The 19,816-nt window shown below is 48.3% G+C and carries 12 protein-coding genes; 8 read left to right on the top strand and 4 right to left on the bottom strand.

All coding sequences use genetic code 11. The features are described from left to right. Nucleotides 1–593: 593 nt before the first annotated feature. From KDW_RS06300 to KDW_RS06290, 3 genes are all read left to right on the top strand, one after another. A complete protein-coding gene (locus KDW_RS06300; RefSeq protein ID WP_151755170.1) occupies nt 594–2,168 on the top strand; it encodes an alpha/beta fold hydrolase in 1,575 nt (524 codons plus the stop codon). Nucleotides 2,169–2,719: 551 nt separating this feature from the next. Beyond that, nucleotides 2,720–3,232, top strand: a complete 513-nt coding sequence (locus tag KDW_RS06295; protein ID WP_151755169.1) for a GreA/GreB family elongation factor — start codon at nt 2,720–2,722, stop codon at nt 3,230–3,232. A 232-nt stretch (nt 3,233–3,464) separates the two neighbouring features. Then, nucleotides 3,465–4,199: a hypothetical protein gene (locus tag KDW_RS06290; RefSeq protein ID WP_151755168.1), complete on the top strand. Its 735-nt coding sequence runs from the start codon at nt 3,465–3,467 to the stop codon at nt 4,197–4,199. A gap of 99 nt (nt 4,200–4,298) precedes the next feature. Here the strand turns inward: KDW_RS06290 and KDW_RS06285 are convergent, their stop codons facing one another. The 3 genes from KDW_RS06285 to KDW_RS06275 all read right to left on the bottom strand — a co-directional run bounded on the left by KDW_RS06285 (nt 4,299) and on the right by KDW_RS06275 (nt 8,000). Continuing rightward, nucleotides 4,299–5,603: a magnesium transporter gene (locus KDW_RS06285; RefSeq protein WP_151755167.1), complete on the bottom strand. Its 1,305-nt coding sequence runs from the start codon at nt 5,601–5,603 to the stop codon at nt 4,299–4,301. 4 nt (nt 5,604–5,607) lie between these two features. Further along, the gene (gene pyrG / locus KDW_RS06280) at nt 5,608–7,278 is read right to left on the bottom strand and encodes a CTP synthase (protein ID WP_151755166.1); all 1,671 of its coding nucleotides are present in this window, start codon (nt 7,276–7,278) and stop codon (nt 5,608–5,610) included. A 71-nt stretch (nt 7,279–7,349) separates the two neighbouring features. After that, nucleotides 7,350–8,000, bottom strand: coding sequence for an MBL fold metallo-hydrolase (locus tag KDW_RS06275; protein WP_151755165.1), 651 nt, complete (start codon nt 7,998–8,000; stop codon nt 7,350–7,352). Between the two features lie 272 nt (nt 8,001–8,272). On the opposite strand from KDW_RS06275, the gene KDW_RS06270 reads away from it, so the two are divergent. The 4 genes from KDW_RS06270 (at nt 8,273) to KDW_RS06255 (ending at nt 13,766) form a co-directional block, all read left to right on the top strand. Beyond that, nucleotides 8,273–9,028, top strand: coding sequence for a glycosyltransferase family 2 protein (locus KDW_RS06270; RefSeq protein WP_151755164.1), 756 nt, complete (start codon nt 8,273–8,275; stop codon nt 9,026–9,028). Nucleotides 9,029–9,366: 338 nt separating this feature from the next. Then, nucleotides 9,367–9,615 carry a preprotein translocase subunit SecG gene (secG, locus tag KDW_RS06265; RefSeq protein WP_151755163.1) on the top strand — a complete coding sequence of 83 codons (249 nt, stop codon included), beginning with the start codon at nt 9,367–9,369 and terminating at the stop codon, nt 9,613–9,615. Nucleotides 9,616–9,762: 147 nt separating this feature from the next. Continuing rightward, nucleotides 9,763–10,506: an SGNH/GDSL hydrolase family protein gene (locus tag KDW_RS06260; protein ID WP_162005002.1), complete on the top strand. Its 744-nt coding sequence runs from the start codon at nt 9,763–9,765 to the stop codon at nt 10,504–10,506. After that, nucleotides 10,503–13,766, top strand: coding sequence for an ABC transporter permease (locus KDW_RS06255; RefSeq protein ID WP_151755161.1), 3,264 nt, complete (start codon nt 10,503–10,505; stop codon nt 13,764–13,766). Before KDW_RS06260 ends, KDW_RS06255 begins: the two co-directional genes overlap by 4 nt. 192 nt (nt 13,767–13,958) lie before the next feature. Here the strand turns inward: KDW_RS06255 and KDW_RS06250 are convergent, their stop codons facing one another. Beyond that, on the bottom strand, nt 13,959–15,086 hold the full coding sequence (locus KDW_RS06250; RefSeq protein WP_151755160.1) for a hypothetical protein: 1,128 nt from the start codon (nt 15,084–15,086) through the stop codon (nt 13,959–13,961). A 510-nt stretch (nt 15,087–15,596) separates the two neighbouring features. Between KDW_RS06250 and KDW_RS06245 the strand changes: the two genes are divergently transcribed. Next, nucleotides 15,597–19,811, top strand: a complete 4,215-nt coding sequence (locus tag KDW_RS06245) for an MBL fold metallo-hydrolase (protein ID WP_162005001.1) — start codon at nt 15,597–15,599, stop codon at nt 19,809–19,811. Nucleotides 19,812–19,816: the final 5 nt, after the last annotated feature.

Raw genomic sequence — 19,816 nt, 5'->3', positions numbered from 1 at the left:
ACTGCTTCTGTTAAATTGACTAGTGCGCAGCTAAGAATGTGTCAGACTTTCATTCCTGCCGCACTCGTTCCCGGAGGGAACCTGCCTTTTATATATTTTTCGTGCAATATATGTGCATATGCACATATATTGCACGAAAAATATATAAAAAAGAAGCCCGGGCACTTTAGTGCCCGAGTGCGGTTGCTCGCGACGCTCCCGATCAGCGTGAATCTCAAACAACATACTAAATGCATTGAGAAATTATAAGCTTTAAGGATGACAGATGGTGATATACTCAAGAAGAACCCTGGGATGGGTAGCGGTTTCGCGCTGAATCTCCAGGGACTGGTGTGGTAAATGAACTATGTTTTTTCAGTAGATTTGGATCTGTTGAAGAACATAAAAATTTTACTGGATGGCTATATTGTGCTACGCATGGTTAAAATAGTCTTTTCTCGCTGCTCTAGCAGCTATAATTTGGATTGAAGCAGCCTTAAACTCAGCCGACACGTTCTGCTGTTTCTCGATCATCCAGCGAATAATAAAAAGTCGTTACGTCCTACGAGAAGAGTAGATATTTTATTGTTTGTAGTTGTGGCAGGAGGTTGCGCATGCGTCATACTGGAAACTATAGCCGCGCCAGCGTAAAAATTCTTGCATTTGCTCTAGTTGGAGTCTTATTTATGATGGTTAGAAATGTTCTAAAAACTCCATCCCCACTCAAAAGCGTGCTGTCAGGAGAGGAACATCTTTATACTTGGACCCATGGTGATATTTTTTATAAAGTCCTGGGAGCCCAGGATGCACCTCCTCTGGTTTTATTTCATGCGCCTGAAGTGGCTGGTTCTTCTTATGAAATGAGAAATATTTTTGATGGATTGGCCAAAAATTATCGTGTCTATGCCTTAGATCTGCTGGGTTTTGGCTTATCAGGACATCCAAAGCTGGCTTATAGCGCTGAGACATATATCAGTCTATTTCAAGACTTTCTGAGAGATGTTGTTGGTCAGCCAGCGACCCTGGTTGCCAGTGGCTTAAGCTGCAATTATTGTGTCGCGGTGGCGCAACGTACTCCTGATCTTTGTAGTGGGTTGGTCTGTCTTTCACCCCTGCAACTCGTACAGGATCAATTGTCTGCTCGTGACAAACGTAACTGGCTTGGCCAGTATAAATTGGTGACTTCTCTCTATGGTTCGATCTATTCGCGCAGCTTTTTACGACGGGCACTTGCGCAACAGCACATGGTTGCCAGTCAGCAAGTAACGGATGGAGAACTCCAACACGCCCGTGCTGTGGTCAAGCAACCAGGTGCACAGCATGCACTGCGGGCTTACCTGGATGAGCAATTACAATTAGATGTATCACAGACGCTGCAACAACTTTCTCAACCTGTCTTGATGATCTGGGGTGGCAATATACCATCCAGTTCAAAAGTACAGCAGCACTCTTCAGTGGTGCAAACAACCCATTTCAACGATACCAGCATACGTGTGCACGAAGAACGCCCCACCGCAGTTATTAATCAGATTCTGACCTGGCAGAACAAGGGCATGCGCTCTGCGCAGATAGCGGAAACCAATCTGGCACCTGTTACCCCTGCTATCGAAAAAGTCGATGATGCTCGATCAACGCCCAGTCAGAAACTTGAAGTACCAATGAGCGGGCAGCCGCAGCTCAGGATTGATGAGACAAGCAGTGATGCAGTGATAGAGCCGGCAGCCGCTCTTCCAATAGTAGAAGAGTCGAGCAGCAACGATCCAGTAGTAGAGCCAGCATCAGTAGAAGAAATTCTTGTAGAGCAGGAAGAGGCGATTACTGAGCCAGAAATGGAAGCGGTGGTAGCCGAGGCACTTCCTCTTGTAGAGCAGGAAGAAGCTGTCGTGGAATTGACGCCAGCACCTGTTGCTGAAGATCAGCAGGAGTCCGTTGTTGCCTCAAACTTTGCCACGGAAGAGAAGACTGAAGCGGTCCTGAAAGAACCAGCTGTACAGGCTACATCAGATCCAATTGCCAGTGACCTGATTGAGCTTCCGATTGCTGCCACCGAAGCCTATTGTGTAAAGTGTCGTACCAAACGTGGAATGCAAAATGGTAAGAAGATTGTTACAAAGAATGGACGTAGTGCAATGGAAGGTACCTGTCCTGTTTGTGGCACTCGACTATTCCGTTTTGTCACGTCAAAATAGACAATTCTACGCGTCACACATTTTACACAGTGGGTAGATGATACAGAGATAACGTCAAACATTACTATAGAGCAATCTATTTTCCAGGAAGATTGCTCTATAGTTTCAGTACGTCGCAGCAGGCTTTAGATGTTTCATTGCTAAGAAATGAAAAAACAGGGCAAATCACTTGACGTTCCTTCATTCTCAACGTATAATCTCCCTCATGTGTGTTGAGCATCTACGTTTCGGATTAACTGAGGCGTGGGATAATGTCGCCTCGATTGACAAGTAAAGATAGCAACAAATAAGCAGACGTGTAGACGTTGTATTTGTTGTTAGTCTTTTATCCCTCTTTTATGAAGAACTTGCCATGATTTGTTCTTTGCCAAATGTCATTCCCTGGTAGGGAAGCGTTACGAAAAGCTATAGCTGAAAGAGCAACGGCAGCAATAACAGGTCAGCAACAAAAGAGTGATAAGGTTTTATCGTTAGAATTAGACAAGTAAGAGGCGGATATCGGGAACGGACCCGTTGGGGTCGACAGCCTCACTACCAGGAGGAGTTATACAATGAGTATTGGTGGACAGAGTGATGCATCTGATCGCAAAATCTATCGCTTGACGCCAGAAGGCTTTAAACGCATGAAAGAGCGGCTGGATTACTTGCGCGATGTAAAGCGCCGTGAGGTCGCCGACTATATTCATGAAGCCAAGGAAGCAGGCGATATCAGTGAAAGTAGCGCATACGAAGAAGCCAAAAACGATCAAGCGATGCTTGAAGGTGAAATCGCAGAACTCGAAAAACGACTTGGTTTATCCGAAGTGATGACTCCGGATATGCACGCTGACACAGATGGCACTGTGCGCATTGGTATGCAAGTAGAGGTGGAGACCGACAGAGGCACCAAGCGTATGTTTAAGATTGTTGAGACATTTGAAGCTGATCCAAAGGCTGGTTTGATTTCTGATCAGGCTCCAGTAGGTAAGGCTTTGATGGGCCATCGCGAGGGCGATGAAGTAAGCGTTTCAACTCCTGGCGGTGTAACAACGTACTATATCGTCTCCATCCGTCCAATGCTATAACCTCAAAAAGACCTCACAGGGCACCAATACTGTCAGGTGCCCTGTTTTTTTATGGTAAGGGTAGTACCCCTGTATTTATGTAATTCCCCCCATTATTTGACACCCATAGAATGCATCAGTAATATAAGGGTGATACATCTGCTGAACTCATGTTTAGCTGGCAAGGTGTAGCAAGCATGTTAGCTTTATGACTGGCATGGTTATCTGTTTCGAGGCAATAAGGAGCTTGTAATTGTTAACATTTGAAGACGCGACCGGATTATTCATCAAAGCGGCCCGCAACATCGGTCTCGTCACCCATCCTGAGTCCTGGTTAAATACACGTTCTTTGGAGCGCGAGTTTAATTGTACCTGTCATACAGGTACGTGTGATGTTGAGCAGCAGAGTTCATGTGTTGTTTCATTTTCCTGGGGCGTGCTTGATACTGCACTTTCAACGGATGGGACCACCGGCGTATGCGAATTTTTCCACGAGATAGAGGATGATTGTGATCATCTTCACACCAGCGCCATTCCGCCATTGGTATTGGAACTCTCCTATTCTCTGGCCTTACATGGGGCAAGTTTATCTGAAGAGACGCTGCTCTCACTATCCCAATTAGTCAAATTACAGGCCAGTGAACAGAGCCGTAGAACCATCGAGACTCGCCCGGGAATTACGATGATCTTGCGCGATAACCGTTTATATCCTGAAGTTTTGAATCTGCAGCAGCGGGTAGAGATTCCTATCTGGCATCCACTGGGTATGCGTGGTTTGCATGAAGAGCAGCCGATGCCCAGTGAAAGTGTCCTGATACAAGTCAATGATGGCGAGGTCGAGAGCGTGATCTTGCCCGATGATCCCCACCCAGAGGAGTGGCTTCCGCAGGTAATGGTGGAAGTGTGTCAGGATATTACGCAAGTATTAGTGGCGCTGGAAGCCAGTATTGTATCCAACACTTCAGATCCTCAGAATAACATTGCCTGACTAATTGTATTGTGGGTAAGCCTGCCCAATCGCGCCAGCGTGAAAAAATGTATGGGCAGGCAAGTTTTTCTTCAGGGTAAATCAAGCCTGAATACTATACTAATACATGCGGGTTGGTCGGCGACGTCGTTCTGGTGGCAGTAGGACGTCGAGGGCATCATCAACGGTCACGATCCCTTCGAGCATACCCTCTTCATTCACAACTGGAACGGCCAGCAAATTATATTTTGCCAGCGTCTCAGCTACGGTGCGAGGATCTGCATCTGGTTGTACCGTAATCAGTTGCGTTTCCATAAATTCTTGTAGGGGTTGGGTCGGTTGGGCCACCAGGAGATCCCAGATAGAGACCACACCCAGTGGGCGATTATCATCCTCGGCCTCGTTTTCGATACAATAGACGTAAGCGATGCGTACATCATTTTCGAGAATATCGCGACGAATCGCAGCCAACGCCTCTTGCGCCGTACGCATCTGATTCAAAGCGATATAGTCCGTTGTCATCAAGCCGCCAGCCGTATCTGCCTCATACTCCAATAATTCCTGAACCTCTTCTGAGTCCTCAGGATGTAACTGGCGTAGGAGTTCTTGCTTGCGCTCCTCTGGAAGCTGACCAAGCAGATCAGCAACCTCATCGGGTCCCATTTCATGCAAGATCGCAGCAGCGCGCTCGGGTGGCAAATTCTCTAGAATCTGGCCCTGACGCTCCGTATCAATCTCTTCCATGGTATCGGCCGCAGTATTATTATCGAGGCGTTCAATCAACCGGGTCCCCTGTTCAACGGTGACCTGATGGACAATGCTGGCGATATCAGCGGGATGGAGTTGAGAAAGATGGCCGCTTAATGAGCGCGATGATGGAGAAACGAGTGGGGAAGATGGTGTTTTCTCAATCTCATCGTTGACACGAGAGGTCGAGCTCATCAGTTCAACTTCTTGCCAGGGAATCAAAGTGTCATAGGTTGGTGGATTAATGGCATTTGCCAGCCAGGAAGGTGCCAGGCGGCGTATCAGGCTCAAAGAACTTTTATCGATGCCCAGAATACGCCAATCATTGTCAAAGCAAAGATCATTGACGCGCACCATTTTTTTATGCTCAAGATCAATGATCTGCTTATCCAGCACTTCCTGAGCCAGGCGAACCTCATCCTCACCTGGATAATTAGCTTGTAGAGCGAACCGCTCGATGGGATAACGCAGATTCCAGGTATTCTCATGGCGCTCGAGCGCATCCACAGGTACCCGTCTCTGTTGATCGTCTTCAACCTCTACCAGCAGAGCGGTAGGGTAGGCCGGAGTATCCTGGCCTACCTGATTGGCTTGCGCTAGTATATCGATGATTTTGCCCGCACGCACATTCTGCTGGTCTAGAACCGGTGCGTTGAGCAGTTGGCTCAAGTATAACATGGAGTTACATCTCTATCCGTGAGTCGGATAATACTTTACCTGATTCAACCTCTACAGCACTATCTTTTTGTAGTTTGAGCTTCAGACTGGTCCCAATGAAATCGCGGAACAATGGATGGGGACGTGTCGGACGGCTCTTGAATTCAGGATGGAACTGTGAGGCAACAAACCAGGGATGGTCCTTGATTTCAATGACTTCTACAAGACTATTGTCGGCTGAGCGACCGCTGACAATCAGACCCTGAGATTCCATACGCTTCCGATATTCATTATTAAATTCATAGCGATGGCGATGGCGCTCAAAGACAATGGCTTCTCCATAGGCTTGAAGAGCTTTTGTCTCTGGCATCAAGCAGCAGACCCAGTTACCCAGACGCATGGTGCCGCCTTTATCGGAAACATTGCGCTGTGTATGCATCAGATCAATAACTGGATGCGCGTTTTGGGGATCGAATTCGGAGCTATTGGCGTTGGTCAGTCCCAGGACATTGCGGGCGAATTCGATGACGGCTACTTGCATGCCCAGGCAGAGACCCAGATAGGGAATATTGTTGCGGCGTGCATAGCTGGCAGCTTTGATTTTGCCCTCAATACCGCGATGGCCAAAACCACCGGGAACCACGATACCGGCGACATCTTCCAGTGCCTCTTCATAATTATCGCCCATCTGCTCCAGGGCTTCTGAATTGATCCATTTGATACGAATATCGACATCATGGAACCAGCCAGCATGATGGAGGGACTCCGCGACAGACATATATGCGTCATGGAGTTCAACATATTTGCCGACCAGGCCGATTGTTAATTCTGAGCGTGGACGTTTAATACGATCAACCAGATTTTTCCATTCCTGCATCTGAGGTTCATGTTTTGGCAGATTCAGTTCTTGTACCAGGAATTCACCCAGGCCTGCATCTTCAAGGTGGAGAGGAACTTCATAGATAGTCTCGGCATTGGTCATGCCAATGACGGCCTTCTCCTCGATATTGCAGAAAAGAGCGATTTTCTCACGTAGGTCATCGGGGACAGCATAATCCGAACGACATAAAATAACATCTGGCTGAATACCAACGCGCAACAACTCTTTGACACTGTGCTGGGTTGGTTTGGTCTTGAGTTCTTTTGCGGCACCCAGATAGGGGAGGAGGGTCACATGGATGTAGAGGACATCCCGACGTCCAACGTCTTTGCGCATCTGGCGAATCGCCTCTAAATAAGGTTCGCCTTCGATATCGCCGACGGTGCCACCAACTTCAACAATCACCACATCCGCATCGGAGCGGCGAGCAACGGCATGAATGCGATCCTTAATCTCATTGGTGATGTGTGGGATAACCTGAATCGTGCCACCCAGATATTCTCCACGGCGCTCTTTTCCAATAACCGAAGCATAAACCTGTCCGGTCGTAACATTGTTAGCCTGGTAAGATGGCTCATCCGTAAAGCGCTCATAGTGACCAAGATCCAGGTCGGTCTCAGCGCCATCATCGGTCACAAACACCTCACCATGCTGATATGGTGACATTGTGCCTGGATCCACATTGATATAGGGGTCCAACTTCATAAGTGAGACGGAGACTCCGCGATTTTTGAGGAGACGCCCGAGTGAGGCTACACTGATACCTTTTCCGACTGATGATGCCACACCGCCTGTGACAAAGATGAATTTTGACATAGCTTCGCTTTCTCCTTATCCTCGGAGCCTTGCCTTAAGCAATTGAAAGATTGACAACATATTCACGGTATTTACCGTGGTGTAAGTAACACAACCTGCATTGCGGCCGGCAGAGAATTCCTGGTAACCGTGAATTTAGGCTGTGGCTCAATTGTTTCCACACCCATTTCACGACAAAATTTATGTAATTCTGCTGGAATACCTTCAGTTTGTTCCGGATGATAGTGCATAGGAATCACTACCCGTGGTTCAACCTGACTGATAATTTCCGCGGCCTGCGTTGCATTTATAGAATTTCCACCACCGATGGGAAGGAGAAGTACGTCAGCGTCGGCAACTTCTTCTAGTAGTTCCTCAGGTAAGACATGACCCAGATCACCTAGATGACAGATGACAAGATCATCCATATGTATAATATAGATAGTATTGCGTCCCTGTTTCTTGCCATGTTCATCATCATGATAGGAAGCAACACCGGTAATCAACACATCACTAATTTCATATTCACCCGGTCCACGTACGGCACGTGGATTTCCACCCACACCCTGGACGTAGTTATGGCCTGGATGATTATGGCTGACTGTAACAATAGAAGCATTCACCTTACTCAACGGGGATGGCTCTGTGGCATCCTCCTGCTGAGGGGTCGCGGGGTCAGTAATTAAAATGACATTTTTGCCACGAAGCTGGAAGCAAGAGTGGCCAAGCCAGGTTATTTCCATAACTTTAATACTCTCTCACATAAGTTCGGGCGGGGACCCAATGTCCTCGCCCGGATTGTATTGTATCATACTGGATAAGTGTTCTACAAGGGAGGTATGATTTTTGTGAGGGGATGATACTGAGATTGGTAAGTAAGCTATAACTCCTATCCAGGCTACTATCTGTTGCGATATACTTAGTCAATCGTTTACTCGATATGGATACACTTTTTTAAGTTATTATTTATAAGAGTGAGTGCTTTCATTTTGTTAATAAGGAGAGGCTTTATACTATGCGGGTTTCTGTAGTGGTCCCTGTCTATAATGAAGAGAATACTGTTGCTAAGATTTTAGAAATGCTTTCTAATGTAGCATTAGATCTAGAAGTGATTGTGGTTGATGATGCTTCCACCGATCGCACCTGGGAAATTTTACAACAGATTCGTCAAAATGCACCCTTTGATAGCTATCAATATGTACGCCATGAGCAGAACCAGGGTAAAGGGGCGGGCTTACGTACAGGTTTCCGTCTGGCAACTGGTGATCTGGTTACTGTCCAGGACGCGGATATGGAATACGATCCTCAGGATATTCCAGGGCTTGTGCGTAAATGGGAAGAAGTTACGGCCGCTGGTCATAAACGTGTGGCTATTTATGGTTATCGCGACCTTGCTGGCCAGAAATTCACTACCCGCTGGGGCAATCGCTTCCTGACCACCATGACCAATGTATTATTTGGCAGCCGGATTCATGATATGGAGACATGTTATAAATTGATGCCTGGTGTGGTTGCCCATGCATTACCAATGACCGGACGTCGTTTTGAAATTGAGCCCGAAATTACTACCTGCATCCTCAAAGCCGGGTATTCCATTTTTGAGGTACCCATCAGTTACTATCCTCGCGAAGAGAAAAAACTCTCACCGTGGAAAGATGGCTGGCCTGCTCTGGCGATGTTACTGCAACAGCGCTTTGGCAAACCATTTCGTGTGAATGAAGCGACACCTGTCAGCACGATTGAGCCTGAACATGCACATAGCAATAAGTAGGGTGACGAACAAGATCTTTAAGGCATAGATGTATATAACTCTTCCTTAAAGATCTTGTTCCCTTTTTCCTTTCAACCAAACGTTTGCTCTGGTTAGACACATTGTCTGCTGGCTTTCATATGAGCATAGTTATCTGACGGAGTGTGACGTTTCCAGATAAGAGATCAACTATAGTGATTGTTGCGCTCTTAAGTAAGCATGTTCACGAGTGTTTTTCCTGTGCATATTCGTATATGTCTGTTTACTATCTCGACGTTGTCTATATCCTATGGTATAATCTTTCAGAAATTGTTTCACTTTTGGTTTTATAGGGGTTAGCACGAAAGAGAGGAAAACTCTTGCTGCAACAGTGGCTTCCGGCTATTCGTATCGTTCAGATTATTTTGAGCATAGCCGTTGTAGTGTTTATTTTATTACAGGCGCGCGGTGCTGGCCTGGGTAGCGCCTTTGGCGGTAGTAGCGCCGGATCAGTGTTCAAGACACGTCGCGGCGTTGAGCGCCTGATCTTCAATGCAACGATTGTCTTTGTGGTACTTTTTGCCCTGATCTCGGTATTAAGTGCAGCAATCGCAGCGCGTGGTCTGTAAATCGTCTTAAAATTGGCTCGGAGCGTCGTCAGTTCCGTGCGGTAATCTGTAAAGCGAACTTCGTAAATACAGGTGATATTACCATTTTAAGGGGATATGCAGGTACATCGTGTACGGATGATATATCCAATAAGAATGCAAAGGCTGTTGAAGCGGTCATGTTCCAATCGTGAGCGGGCCACACATACATTCAACAGTCTTTTTTGCTGCCTGCTGATCAGCGCTTTCCTGGCAGCCTGCGTAGGTATACCAGACAACCAATCTTCTTCCTCCCACCTTCACTTGCAGCCTACACCTGCTGCTCATCTGACCTATGTGGCAATTGGAGCCTCGGACACCTTTGGGACCGGAACCAATGATCCCGCCACGCAATGCTGGCCGGCATCTCTCATTAAGCGCTTAGGACCTGATGCACGGCTGATAAACCTGGGAATTCCTGGCATTGATGCTCATGACGCTCTCAATATTGAGGTACCTGTAGCCCTGGACTCGCATGCTCATTTGATTACCGTCTGGCTGGCTGTCAATGATCTTATTGATAAAGTACCTCTTGCCAGTTACCAGAAGGATTTAGCCAGTGTACTCCAACGCCTGCAGGCGGCTAATCCACAGGCACGAATTTTTGTTGCCAATGTGCCAGATCTAACCGTGCTGCCGCGTTTCGCTCATAGTGATAAGCAGGCACTCAGGTCCACCATTTTCGCGTATAATAGTGTTATTGCTACTGTTGTGGCAGGTCAACACGTTATACTGGTCGATCTTTACCAGACCTGGCAGACCTTGAGCGAGCATCCAGAATATATTAGCGCGGATGGTTTTCATCCGAATGCGTCTGGTTATGCCGTGCTGGCTGAGATCTTTTATGATACTTTACAGATGCACCATTTATGACACAATTTTTTGGTATTTCAATTGATACCCTGACGCCAATCTTACTGATCGTGACAGGCATCATCATGGGTGGTACCCTGCTGTTAGCCCTGGCCAACAGGATCTTTTTTAAGATTGGTGTGCGCAACGTCTCCAGGCGGCGTACCCAGATGGGTTTGATTGTCTTTGCCTTGATGTTGTCTACCACCTTGCTATCGGGAGTCCTCGCGACTGGAGATGTGATGACGGCAGCAGTACAAAGTGTAGCGGTCTATAACTGGGGAAACATCGATGAACTGATTGAAGGTGGTCATGGATCTCTTGGGACATATCCGCAATGGGTCTATGAGCGGGTAAAGCGACGCAGCCAGGGGAGTTCTGATATTGCTGCTGTTGGTGCTGTTTTAAATGAAAGTGGATTATTAATTGCGGATCAAACCTCGCGCCAGGTACGTTCAAATGTAGGTGCGCTGGCAGTTTTGCCAGGGAGTGAAGCAGGGTTTGGCGGTTTATCTGATGTTGCCTCTAAGAAGCCGCGTCCAGTCAGTGCACTGGCTGATCAAACTGTCTATCTGAACCAGACCTGTGCGACCTTAATAAATGCCAGACCGAATGATCGCTTATATATCTATTCTTCGCGCTGGCCTGGCCGTCGTTATGCTTTTCGTGTGGTTGCGATTGTCAGCAACACCAGCATCGTTGGTGACCAACCTGTCGTGATCAGCAACCTGGCTACCTTTCAAAAAATTGAAAAGGAGCAGGGCAAGATTAATCGAATCCTGATCGCCAATCGAGGTGGTGGTGGTGTGAATGGCGTTGGCTTATCTGACCAGGTTGAAGATCGCATTGAAAAATGGCTGCCACGTGGAGTTCATGTGATTCAAGTCAAGCAGCAAGGTGTGCAGAACTCGCAGCAAGCCCAGGAAATATTCTCACGTATCTTTTCGCTGTTCGCCCTGTTTGCGCTCGCGATTGGACTACTGCTGATCTTTTTGATCTTTGTCCTGCTGGCGGCAGAGCGTCGAGCAGAGATGGGAATAGCGCGCGCGATCGGGGTCCAGCGGCGTCATTTAATCCTGATGTATCTATTTGAAGGTTCGGTCTATGATCTGTTTGCCTCTCTGGCCGGACTTTTAGCTGGTTTTGGATTGGGAGTGGTACTGATCTACCTGCTTGGACCTCTGCTGGAACGTTTTAATTTTCCTCTGAAGTTTACATTTCAGCCCCATAGTCTTGAGGTTGCTTATTGCCTGGGCGTAATCTTTACCTTTCTTTCTGTGGCTCTCTCTTCCTGGCTGGTAAGCCGTATGACAATCATTGAGGCGATCCGTGATCTGCCTGAGCCTGCGAGTATGCGTCTGCCCTTGCATGAGCAAGGTCAGCGCTTCTATCAGCTTCTGACGCAGTTATGGGATGGTATGAGACCGGGTCGCTATAATTGGCGCCGCACCCGGAGAATCCTGTTTGAGTATCTTCCAGAGAGCTTGTTTGGTTTTTTACTGACCCTGTTGCTGACCGGATTAATCCCTTTGCTCACAGGTTTCCTGTTGATCCAATCAGGTTTAAATACGGACGAGATTATACCTTTCTCCTCAGGACTTTCGCTCTTTGTGTTTGGTGCAGTCTTATTATTAAAGACATTATTGCTGCAGTGTCTATTGATCTTTGCGCGCCTGAGTCGGCGTGACTGGAGTGGAAATAGTCAGCGCTGGTCAGCATGGCTGGATGCAGCGGCAGCGGCCTTAATTGGTTTGTCGTGGATGGCGTATTGGGCTTTGCCTTTTGATGTTCTACAGACGTTGGGCCTGCCACGTTTTCAAGGTGGTATTGAAGTCTTCTTTGTGGCGGGTGTCATGATGGTGTTGGGAACCGTCTGGGCCGCGATTGCGAATGCTCGATTGTTGATGGCACCCTTATTAGCGTTGTGTGCTCGTATTCCAGGTGTCTTTGTTGTCACGAAACTTGCCCTGGCCTATCCATTGCAGCGCCGCTTACGTACAGGTCTGAGTGTCGTGATGTTTAGTCTGGTCGTCTTTGCAATGACCGTGATGGCGATTATCACCAATGCAATGCAAAGCTCATATGTCGATATTGCAACCCAGACTGGCGGTTATGATATCCAGGCTACTGCCTATTTTCAGAACTTACCTGATCTGCAAACTTCCCTGGCCCATCAGGGAATCGATCCTGCCAGTTTTTCCGCGATTGGGGTTCGCAATACGACCACGTTAGGTGTCTTACAACCCGGCGCACCGGCACCGCGCTGGTCTACCTATCCAGCCCAGATTGTGAGTGGCGGTTTTTTACAGGGCTATGGTACACATCTGGTGGCGCGTGCTCAGGGCTTTAATAACGATGCTGCGGTCTGGCAGGCGCTGCAAACACATTCCAACTATGCACTGATCGATAGTAGCGCCTTACCATACGATGCTGGCCACTCGGCTGTCTATGATCCAACGGCTGGTAATGCGAATAGCGCTAACGTGCCAGCTATTCCTCCAGGCTTTGATCCAAAGCTTACTTTTGCGATGAATGGAATCGGGCAAGGTGATACCTCATTTCTGGCGACTCCACTGTGGGTAGTTGGATTGCAAGGAAAAACAGCGACCAAAATCACTGTGATTGGAGTGGTGGATAATAGTGACTCGGCCCACTTTGGTTTGTATGTGCCACGAGCCGCCTATGATCCTACCAGGGCAAGCATCGTACCTGGAAGTCAGCGCACGCCAGAATCCCAGAGTTACTATTTTAAAGTGGCTCCGGGCCACGATCCGCGCACCCTGGCCCTGGCACTTGGTTCCGCATATCTGGACTACGGGTTAGAAACGACCGTGCTGCAAGATGTGATCTGGCAGATTCGTGGACCGCGTATTTTACTGAGTAATGTTTTATTAGCGGTCGTAGGCCTGATTTTATTACTGGGTGTGGCGGCTCTGGCCTTGACGGGTACGCGGGCCGTGATTGAGCGGCGACAGCAGATTGGTATGCTGCGAGCTCTGGGAAGTTCACGTCCGTTAATCCAGGGGGCATTTTTACTAGAATCTTTTCTTGTTGGTGCTGCTGGAAGTTTCTTCGGGATAATTCTGGGAGTTATACTGTCTCGCAATATCTTTGCGGCCAACTTCTTTGAACAATATCAGACAGGTCTGGTCTTTAGTATTCCCTGGCAACAGCTGGCCTTGATTGTTGCAATTTCCCTTTTTGCATCCTTCATTGGAGCGGTCTTACCAGCCTGGCAGGCTGGTCGCGTGGCTCCAGCAGAAGCATTACGTTATATCTAACCTCTACTTTATGCAGAACTTTCTTTTGCAGTGCTATGTTACAGATATCTATAAATTAGCTCAGCAGGCAGAGAGTGGATATCGAATAATAGCAGTATAAGAATTTATCGTATCCGCATACAAATGAAAAAGATTGTAAAAGTATCAATCTATGGGTTAAAATAATAGAATAGATGTCGTGGTACAGCCACACTAAACGGTGGATGAGCTCAAAATGACTTTACGAGGTCGCCCCCTCGGCCGTTTTGGCTGATTGGGATCAGGCAACGGTCGAAGACGAGGTCTCCCTCGTGGTCGCTTTGACTGATTAGGATCAGGCAACGGTTTGATCCGTTTGCGTCCTCGTTTTTTCGGTTCGTGCCAGGGTTCGGGCACGACCTTGTACGTTAACAACTCAACAATACTCCACAGATGATCGGTTAAACCGCTGGCCATCGCCGGACTGATCTGCTGCTGATTTGTGCTCAACTGTTGATGGGACCAACATAGATTGTAGGTGACACCCAACAGATACATGCCGTGATGCAAGCTCTCAAGCCGACATGCGGCATGTCGGCATTTCTGGGTTAACTGTGCCAAACGCTCTCGCATGGTGCCATTCAATCGTTCAATGTACGCCGTATTGAGAATCGTGCATCCTGGTGTCGTTTGTAACAACTTCTGTGCTTGATGCGGATCCTCACGTAGCAAACGCCGTTCCACTTCAACCACACGATGCTTGTATTGACGCTTGATCACTTGTCCAATCACCAATCCCGACCACATTTCCAGACAACAGCGTCCTCTTCCAGCTGTGCGCTTGATTTTTGAGCGAAAGGCTCGCTCAATACTGTGTGGATAGGCTGGCCAGCCATCCACGCAGACCAGGATCGCACTGATGTGCTTGGTCCACTGACGAACCTGCTCAAACAACCGATCGGCTAACGGAGTATCGCGAGTTGGCTGCACCACGCCTGCCAACCACAATCTCGTAGGAACCAGCATCGCCAGGGCCATCCAGATGACCTTTTTTCTTCCTTTGACTCGAATTTCATCGGCTTGCACATGACTCAGAGTGAGGTCAGCCTGCTGCATCATTTGTTCATGGACCCGTTGGCAATGTGCTCCAGAGCGATCTCGCCAGTTGGCAATGGTTCTTTCATCTAAACGAAAGGCTTTGACAATCGCTTGCACCGGACAGCCATAGGCAAGCAAAGTTACCACAATGACAATGAGCTCGGTTGGTTTGCGGAGCCCTTCGAACATGGTTCCTGTTCGGGATGTAAACGTTTTTTTGCAGACCTTACAACGATAGCGTTCACGTTGACGATCATGAACCACAATAGTTCCTTGCCCTTTTTGACCCCTTGCGGAACACGTCAAATTAGGGCAAAATTGAGAAGACGTGTTCATTGGCGCTTTCTGTTGTTTTTTCATACAAACAGTGTGCCGTGTAATACGTCATTTTTCAAGTCCCTTTTTCAACGCATCCACCACTTAGTGTAGCTGTACCGATGTCGTTTGCTGTGATATTTTACTCTATATTGTTGTCAGAAATGAAAGGTTATCTATTGTAAAACTAACTCCTCTTAAAATAATCTTATCCTCTCTTCTCTGTGACCCCCAAACTGAAGATATTGCTACTCAGGTGTAGCAATAAACATGGGTCTGGCAACGTTTTGCCACAAGACAGAATGATACATTCTACATTGAGCCGTAATGTGCTCTCATGAGCTTCATGCCAGAGCGACACTCTTGCAAGCAGCTTATTTGAGAATGATCCATAGAAGGATACTTAGGTTGATGGTGTACCTGCTTGCTACATCATCATTATGTGACGAAGGACAGTCTATGCACGTACTTTTTATTGGTGGCACCAGTGAAGTTGGCGCCAGTTGTCTTGCTGTTCAGATTGCCGGTCAATGGATTGTGATCGATGCCGGTGTGCGGATTGACCGCAGTGCAGACCCCCTCCCAGATTTTGTCCTGCTTGAGGACAAAGAGGTCCGAGCGATCTTTGTAACCCACGCGCATGCGGATCATATTGGAGCGCTTCCATTGTTGCATCAGGCGTATCCAGATGCCCCTATTTTTGCATCACGCGCAACCGGGTTGTTGATAGAAGTGATGCTGGCGGATGCACAACGTATTATGCAGCGGCGGGCCGTCGAAGAAATGGAACTCCCCCTCTATCCCAGTGATCTGGTTGAGCGTATGCTTAATCAGGTACGCCCATTGCCGGTAGGTGAAGCCATAACGGTTCCTGAACTTGTTGATGTCACCGTGATGACCAGTCCGGCTGGCCATATCGCGGGCGCGATTAGCCTGGGCTTTGTGGCGGCGGATGGATCGCTGGTGGTTTCTGGCGATATCAGTGTTACCGATCAACGTACCGTTTCAGGTGCTCAGCCCCCGCCGATTGAGAAGCCGGATCTGCTGGTTTTAGAAGCGACCTATGGTTCTCGGCTGCACGCTAACCGCCAGGCTGAAGAGCAAAGATTAGCACAGTCCGTGGCCGAAGGAATCGGGCGTGGAGGCCCAGTTCTGATCCCTTGTTTTGGACTTGGACGCGGCCAGGAAGTTTTATTACTATTGGTTGATGCGCAGCAAAAAGGCTTGATCCCTGAATTTCCTATTTATGTGGATGGATTGGTCCGCCGTGTGTGCTCGACATACCATTTACTGCCAGAGGCATTAACTCCCAGGCTTACGCGCCAGATCCGTAAGGGGTACTACCCTTTTGCTGGCCGGCGTATTACGTATGTGAAAGATGAGCATGATCGTGAGCGCATCCTGGCAGGTGAGCCAGCCTGTATCATTTCTAGTTCAGGTATGCTGACCGGAGGACCAAGCGTCTGGTATGCTGCGCGCTTGATTTCAAATCCATGTGCATCTATTTTAATTACCAGTTATCAGGATGAAGAATCCCCTGGTAAGCGTTTACTGGATGTTGCGGAACATAAGCAGGAGTGCCTGGATCTTGATGGTGTGCCAACGCCGGTCCATTGTCATGTGGGCAAGTATAGTCTATCTGCTCATGCTGATGCAGGTGAACTGGCCAGCTATGCCGCCTCACTGCAACCCCTGCATGTGGCGCTGGTACATGGTGATGATGAGGCTCGGGCCGCCTTACGTGCTCGCCTGACCGACACTGATGTCCTGCTCCCCCACAATGCCACCGAATTTATCGTGAATGATGGGCAACTTGAGCACTCGGTGGCACGCAATAACGTTACCGCCCTATCCCAACTGGCGATTGGCATTGGTAAAGGAATCTTGTTTGAGCATGAGCATGTTGATCAGCTCTGGCAGGCAGTCTCGCAGATTCCTACTTTGCGTATCGTGACTGTTCGTGAACTGGCGCTGATCTGGGAGGGTCAGGCCCATGAGGGCACGATTGCACGTATACAGGAGGTACTTAAACAAGATCCTCGCTATCGCTACTTTATGCCACATCGCGCCCTCGAAGAAGCATTTTATGTACGTGGTCGCAGCACATCTTCTGAGCTTTTCAGTGATTTGATTGGCCAGGTTCTCTTTGTGCAAGTCGCCTTTGGCGGCAGTCCTATGCCAGCACTCTGCCGAGGACTGCTGCCAACCGCTTCTGTACGCGTGCAATTTGCCCCCGGTGTTTCCGATCGTATTCGCTATGCTTATTCAACGATTCTGGATGTACTGGGCGCTTTGCCAGAGCATTTAGAGGAACGCCAGGTTTCATCTTATCTTACTGAATTGAGCCGCCAGGCCAGGATATTACGCCGTTCGTTGTCGGTACAAAAATTAGCGTTGGCCTGTCATGAACAAACAAGTTATACGCTGACGGATCTGTGCGAACTGGCGGGCGTCTCTGCAACAGAACTGGCGGATCGTCTTGCGGTTGCTGATCTCGTGCAGCGTTCCTCCTCACTCTTCTATGTGCAACAGATGCCCCAGTTTGAAGAAGGGCAAACGCTTTATACCTTAGCGCCAAACTGGCAGGAGGCATTGAAGAAGGACGAGGGTGAAATTTCTACCACGCAGATCGATCGACGCGTCGTCCTCCAGATTCTGGAACAGCATATTGGCAATCCATCGGATCTCTATCGCCGGCGGTTTGATTCTGAGACCGGCGATATGACGCTGTCATTCCATTTTCCTGATATCGCAAAAAAGCAGTACCAGCAGCGCTTAAGTGAAGCCGCTGAAGAAGCTGATGTGAATATTGTGATTTCGCCATATGCTCATCAAGATGCGTTAAACGAGGTCGCACACCAGGTCTTGCCCGAGGGGCTGACCATTCAAAGCCACCCGTCGGTGTACCAGGAGAGCAAACATATTCACTTTGAAGTGATAGGGCAGACGACCCCACGTGCGCTGAAAGAGGCGCAGGCCAGTTATCAGGATCTGACTGGTTGGCATTTAACTTTCACAGGCGCTACTATTGGAGCAACCGCGATCTCACATGCATTGCCTGAAACGCTGGCTGAGCCTGGCATGTCATCCCCGGTTTCCTGTGATGAAGCATTTCGTCTGGCTGAACAACGGCTACATACGTTGCCAGGATTTGTACAGATCGAGCCTGGTGAGACTGAACAGAGTCTGGTGGTCTCGTTCTTGTTTCCTGATGTGGCCCGTGTTCGTTATACCGCATTATGGCAAGAAATAGCTGATGTCACCGGATGGCAGGTGAAAATTGTGCCGATTGCTTCGCGTGAAGCGTTGATCGAAGTAGCCAGGCGTTCTTTACCAGAAGGATTGGTCTGTCAGGGCATTCCAGAAATAGTTGTTGCGCAAAAGATTGTCCGCCTTGTCTATGATGGTTATGATTCACATGAAGATATCAATGATGCCCGGACCGAATTTCAGGTGACCACTGGTTGGACCCTGTCGTTAGTGCATACGTCATCAGTTGTAACAGCCTCAGTTGTCAACCATCAGTACTGTCGGCCCGTTGCGGCACGCACTGCTGATAAGCCATATCGTATGGAAGATGCTTTGCATTATGCGCAGGATCTCTTAAAGCCATTGCCAGGCTATTTACGCGTCAAGGTAGAGGCCACTACCCATACACTTGTGCCTCGCTTCACCTTTCCTGATATTGCCAGAGAGCGCTATGCCGAGCAACTCCGCTTGATTACTGAAGTAACTGGCTGGAATGTCCGCCTTCATCTGATTATTTATCCACCGGCGCTCAAAGAGGTGCTGGCATGCATTTTACCTGAGGGTGTTTCCTGTATTGATACACCATCGATCTATCAGGACAAGCACAAAGTGGGAATTGTGTGTGTTGGTCAGGTATCACTGGAGGCAGTAGATGAGACGCGGAAACGTTTTGTTGAAGAGACTGGCTGGGAGTTGGAATTGCGTAGCTCTTCCGTTGAAGAGGTTGTAGATGAGAAGGCGCTTGCTAATACTACTGCGATCTCCAGGAGTCAGGTTATGCAGCGTGTGATCGAAGAGTTTGGAGAAGTACCAGATTTCTATCAGCTGGGAGTGGATGATCGGCGCCTGACACTCTGGCTACATTTTTACTTTCCTGAACTCGCCCGTTCACGCTATGCCACTGTCTTTGAAAATCTATCGCGTGAGACTGGTTGGCGTATTGATGTAGATAAAGATGTGCATCAAAAGGCTCTGGTCGAGGCTGTCTTACGACTGTTACCTGAGCATATAACGATCATCGGGAAAAAGTCTATTCTGCATGAGCAAATGATTTTGCGCCTTACCTGTACTGGCGCATTAGAGCCTCAACTCCTGGAGGATATACAGCAACAGTTTAGCGCGGAAACTGGCTGGCGCTTAGTGCTGGATTTTTCTGGCAAGCAAGCGTTTTATATTGCTCCTGGTGGGAGTGAGTCGAATAATACCGGTCAGGTAGCTAAAACTGAACCAATGAACGAACGGGATGTGCAAGTTCTGGTGCAGAGCAGACTTGGCAAGTATGGTACTGTTCGTCGTCTGCTTGTAGATGCGATGCGGCATATACTGCTGGTCCATTTTCAATTTCCCAATGGACACAAGCATATTGATGCAGCACTACTCGTTGAACTGGAAAGAGAGACTGGCTGGCAGATTCAGCTAGCGTAGCAAGA

The sequence above is a fragment of the Dictyobacter vulcani genome (assembly GCF_008974265.1).
GTDB lineage: Bacteria > Chloroflexota > Ktedonobacteria > Ktedonobacterales > Ktedonobacteraceae > Dictyobacter > Dictyobacter vulcani.
This window is presented reverse-complemented; position numbering and strand designations above follow the sequence as displayed.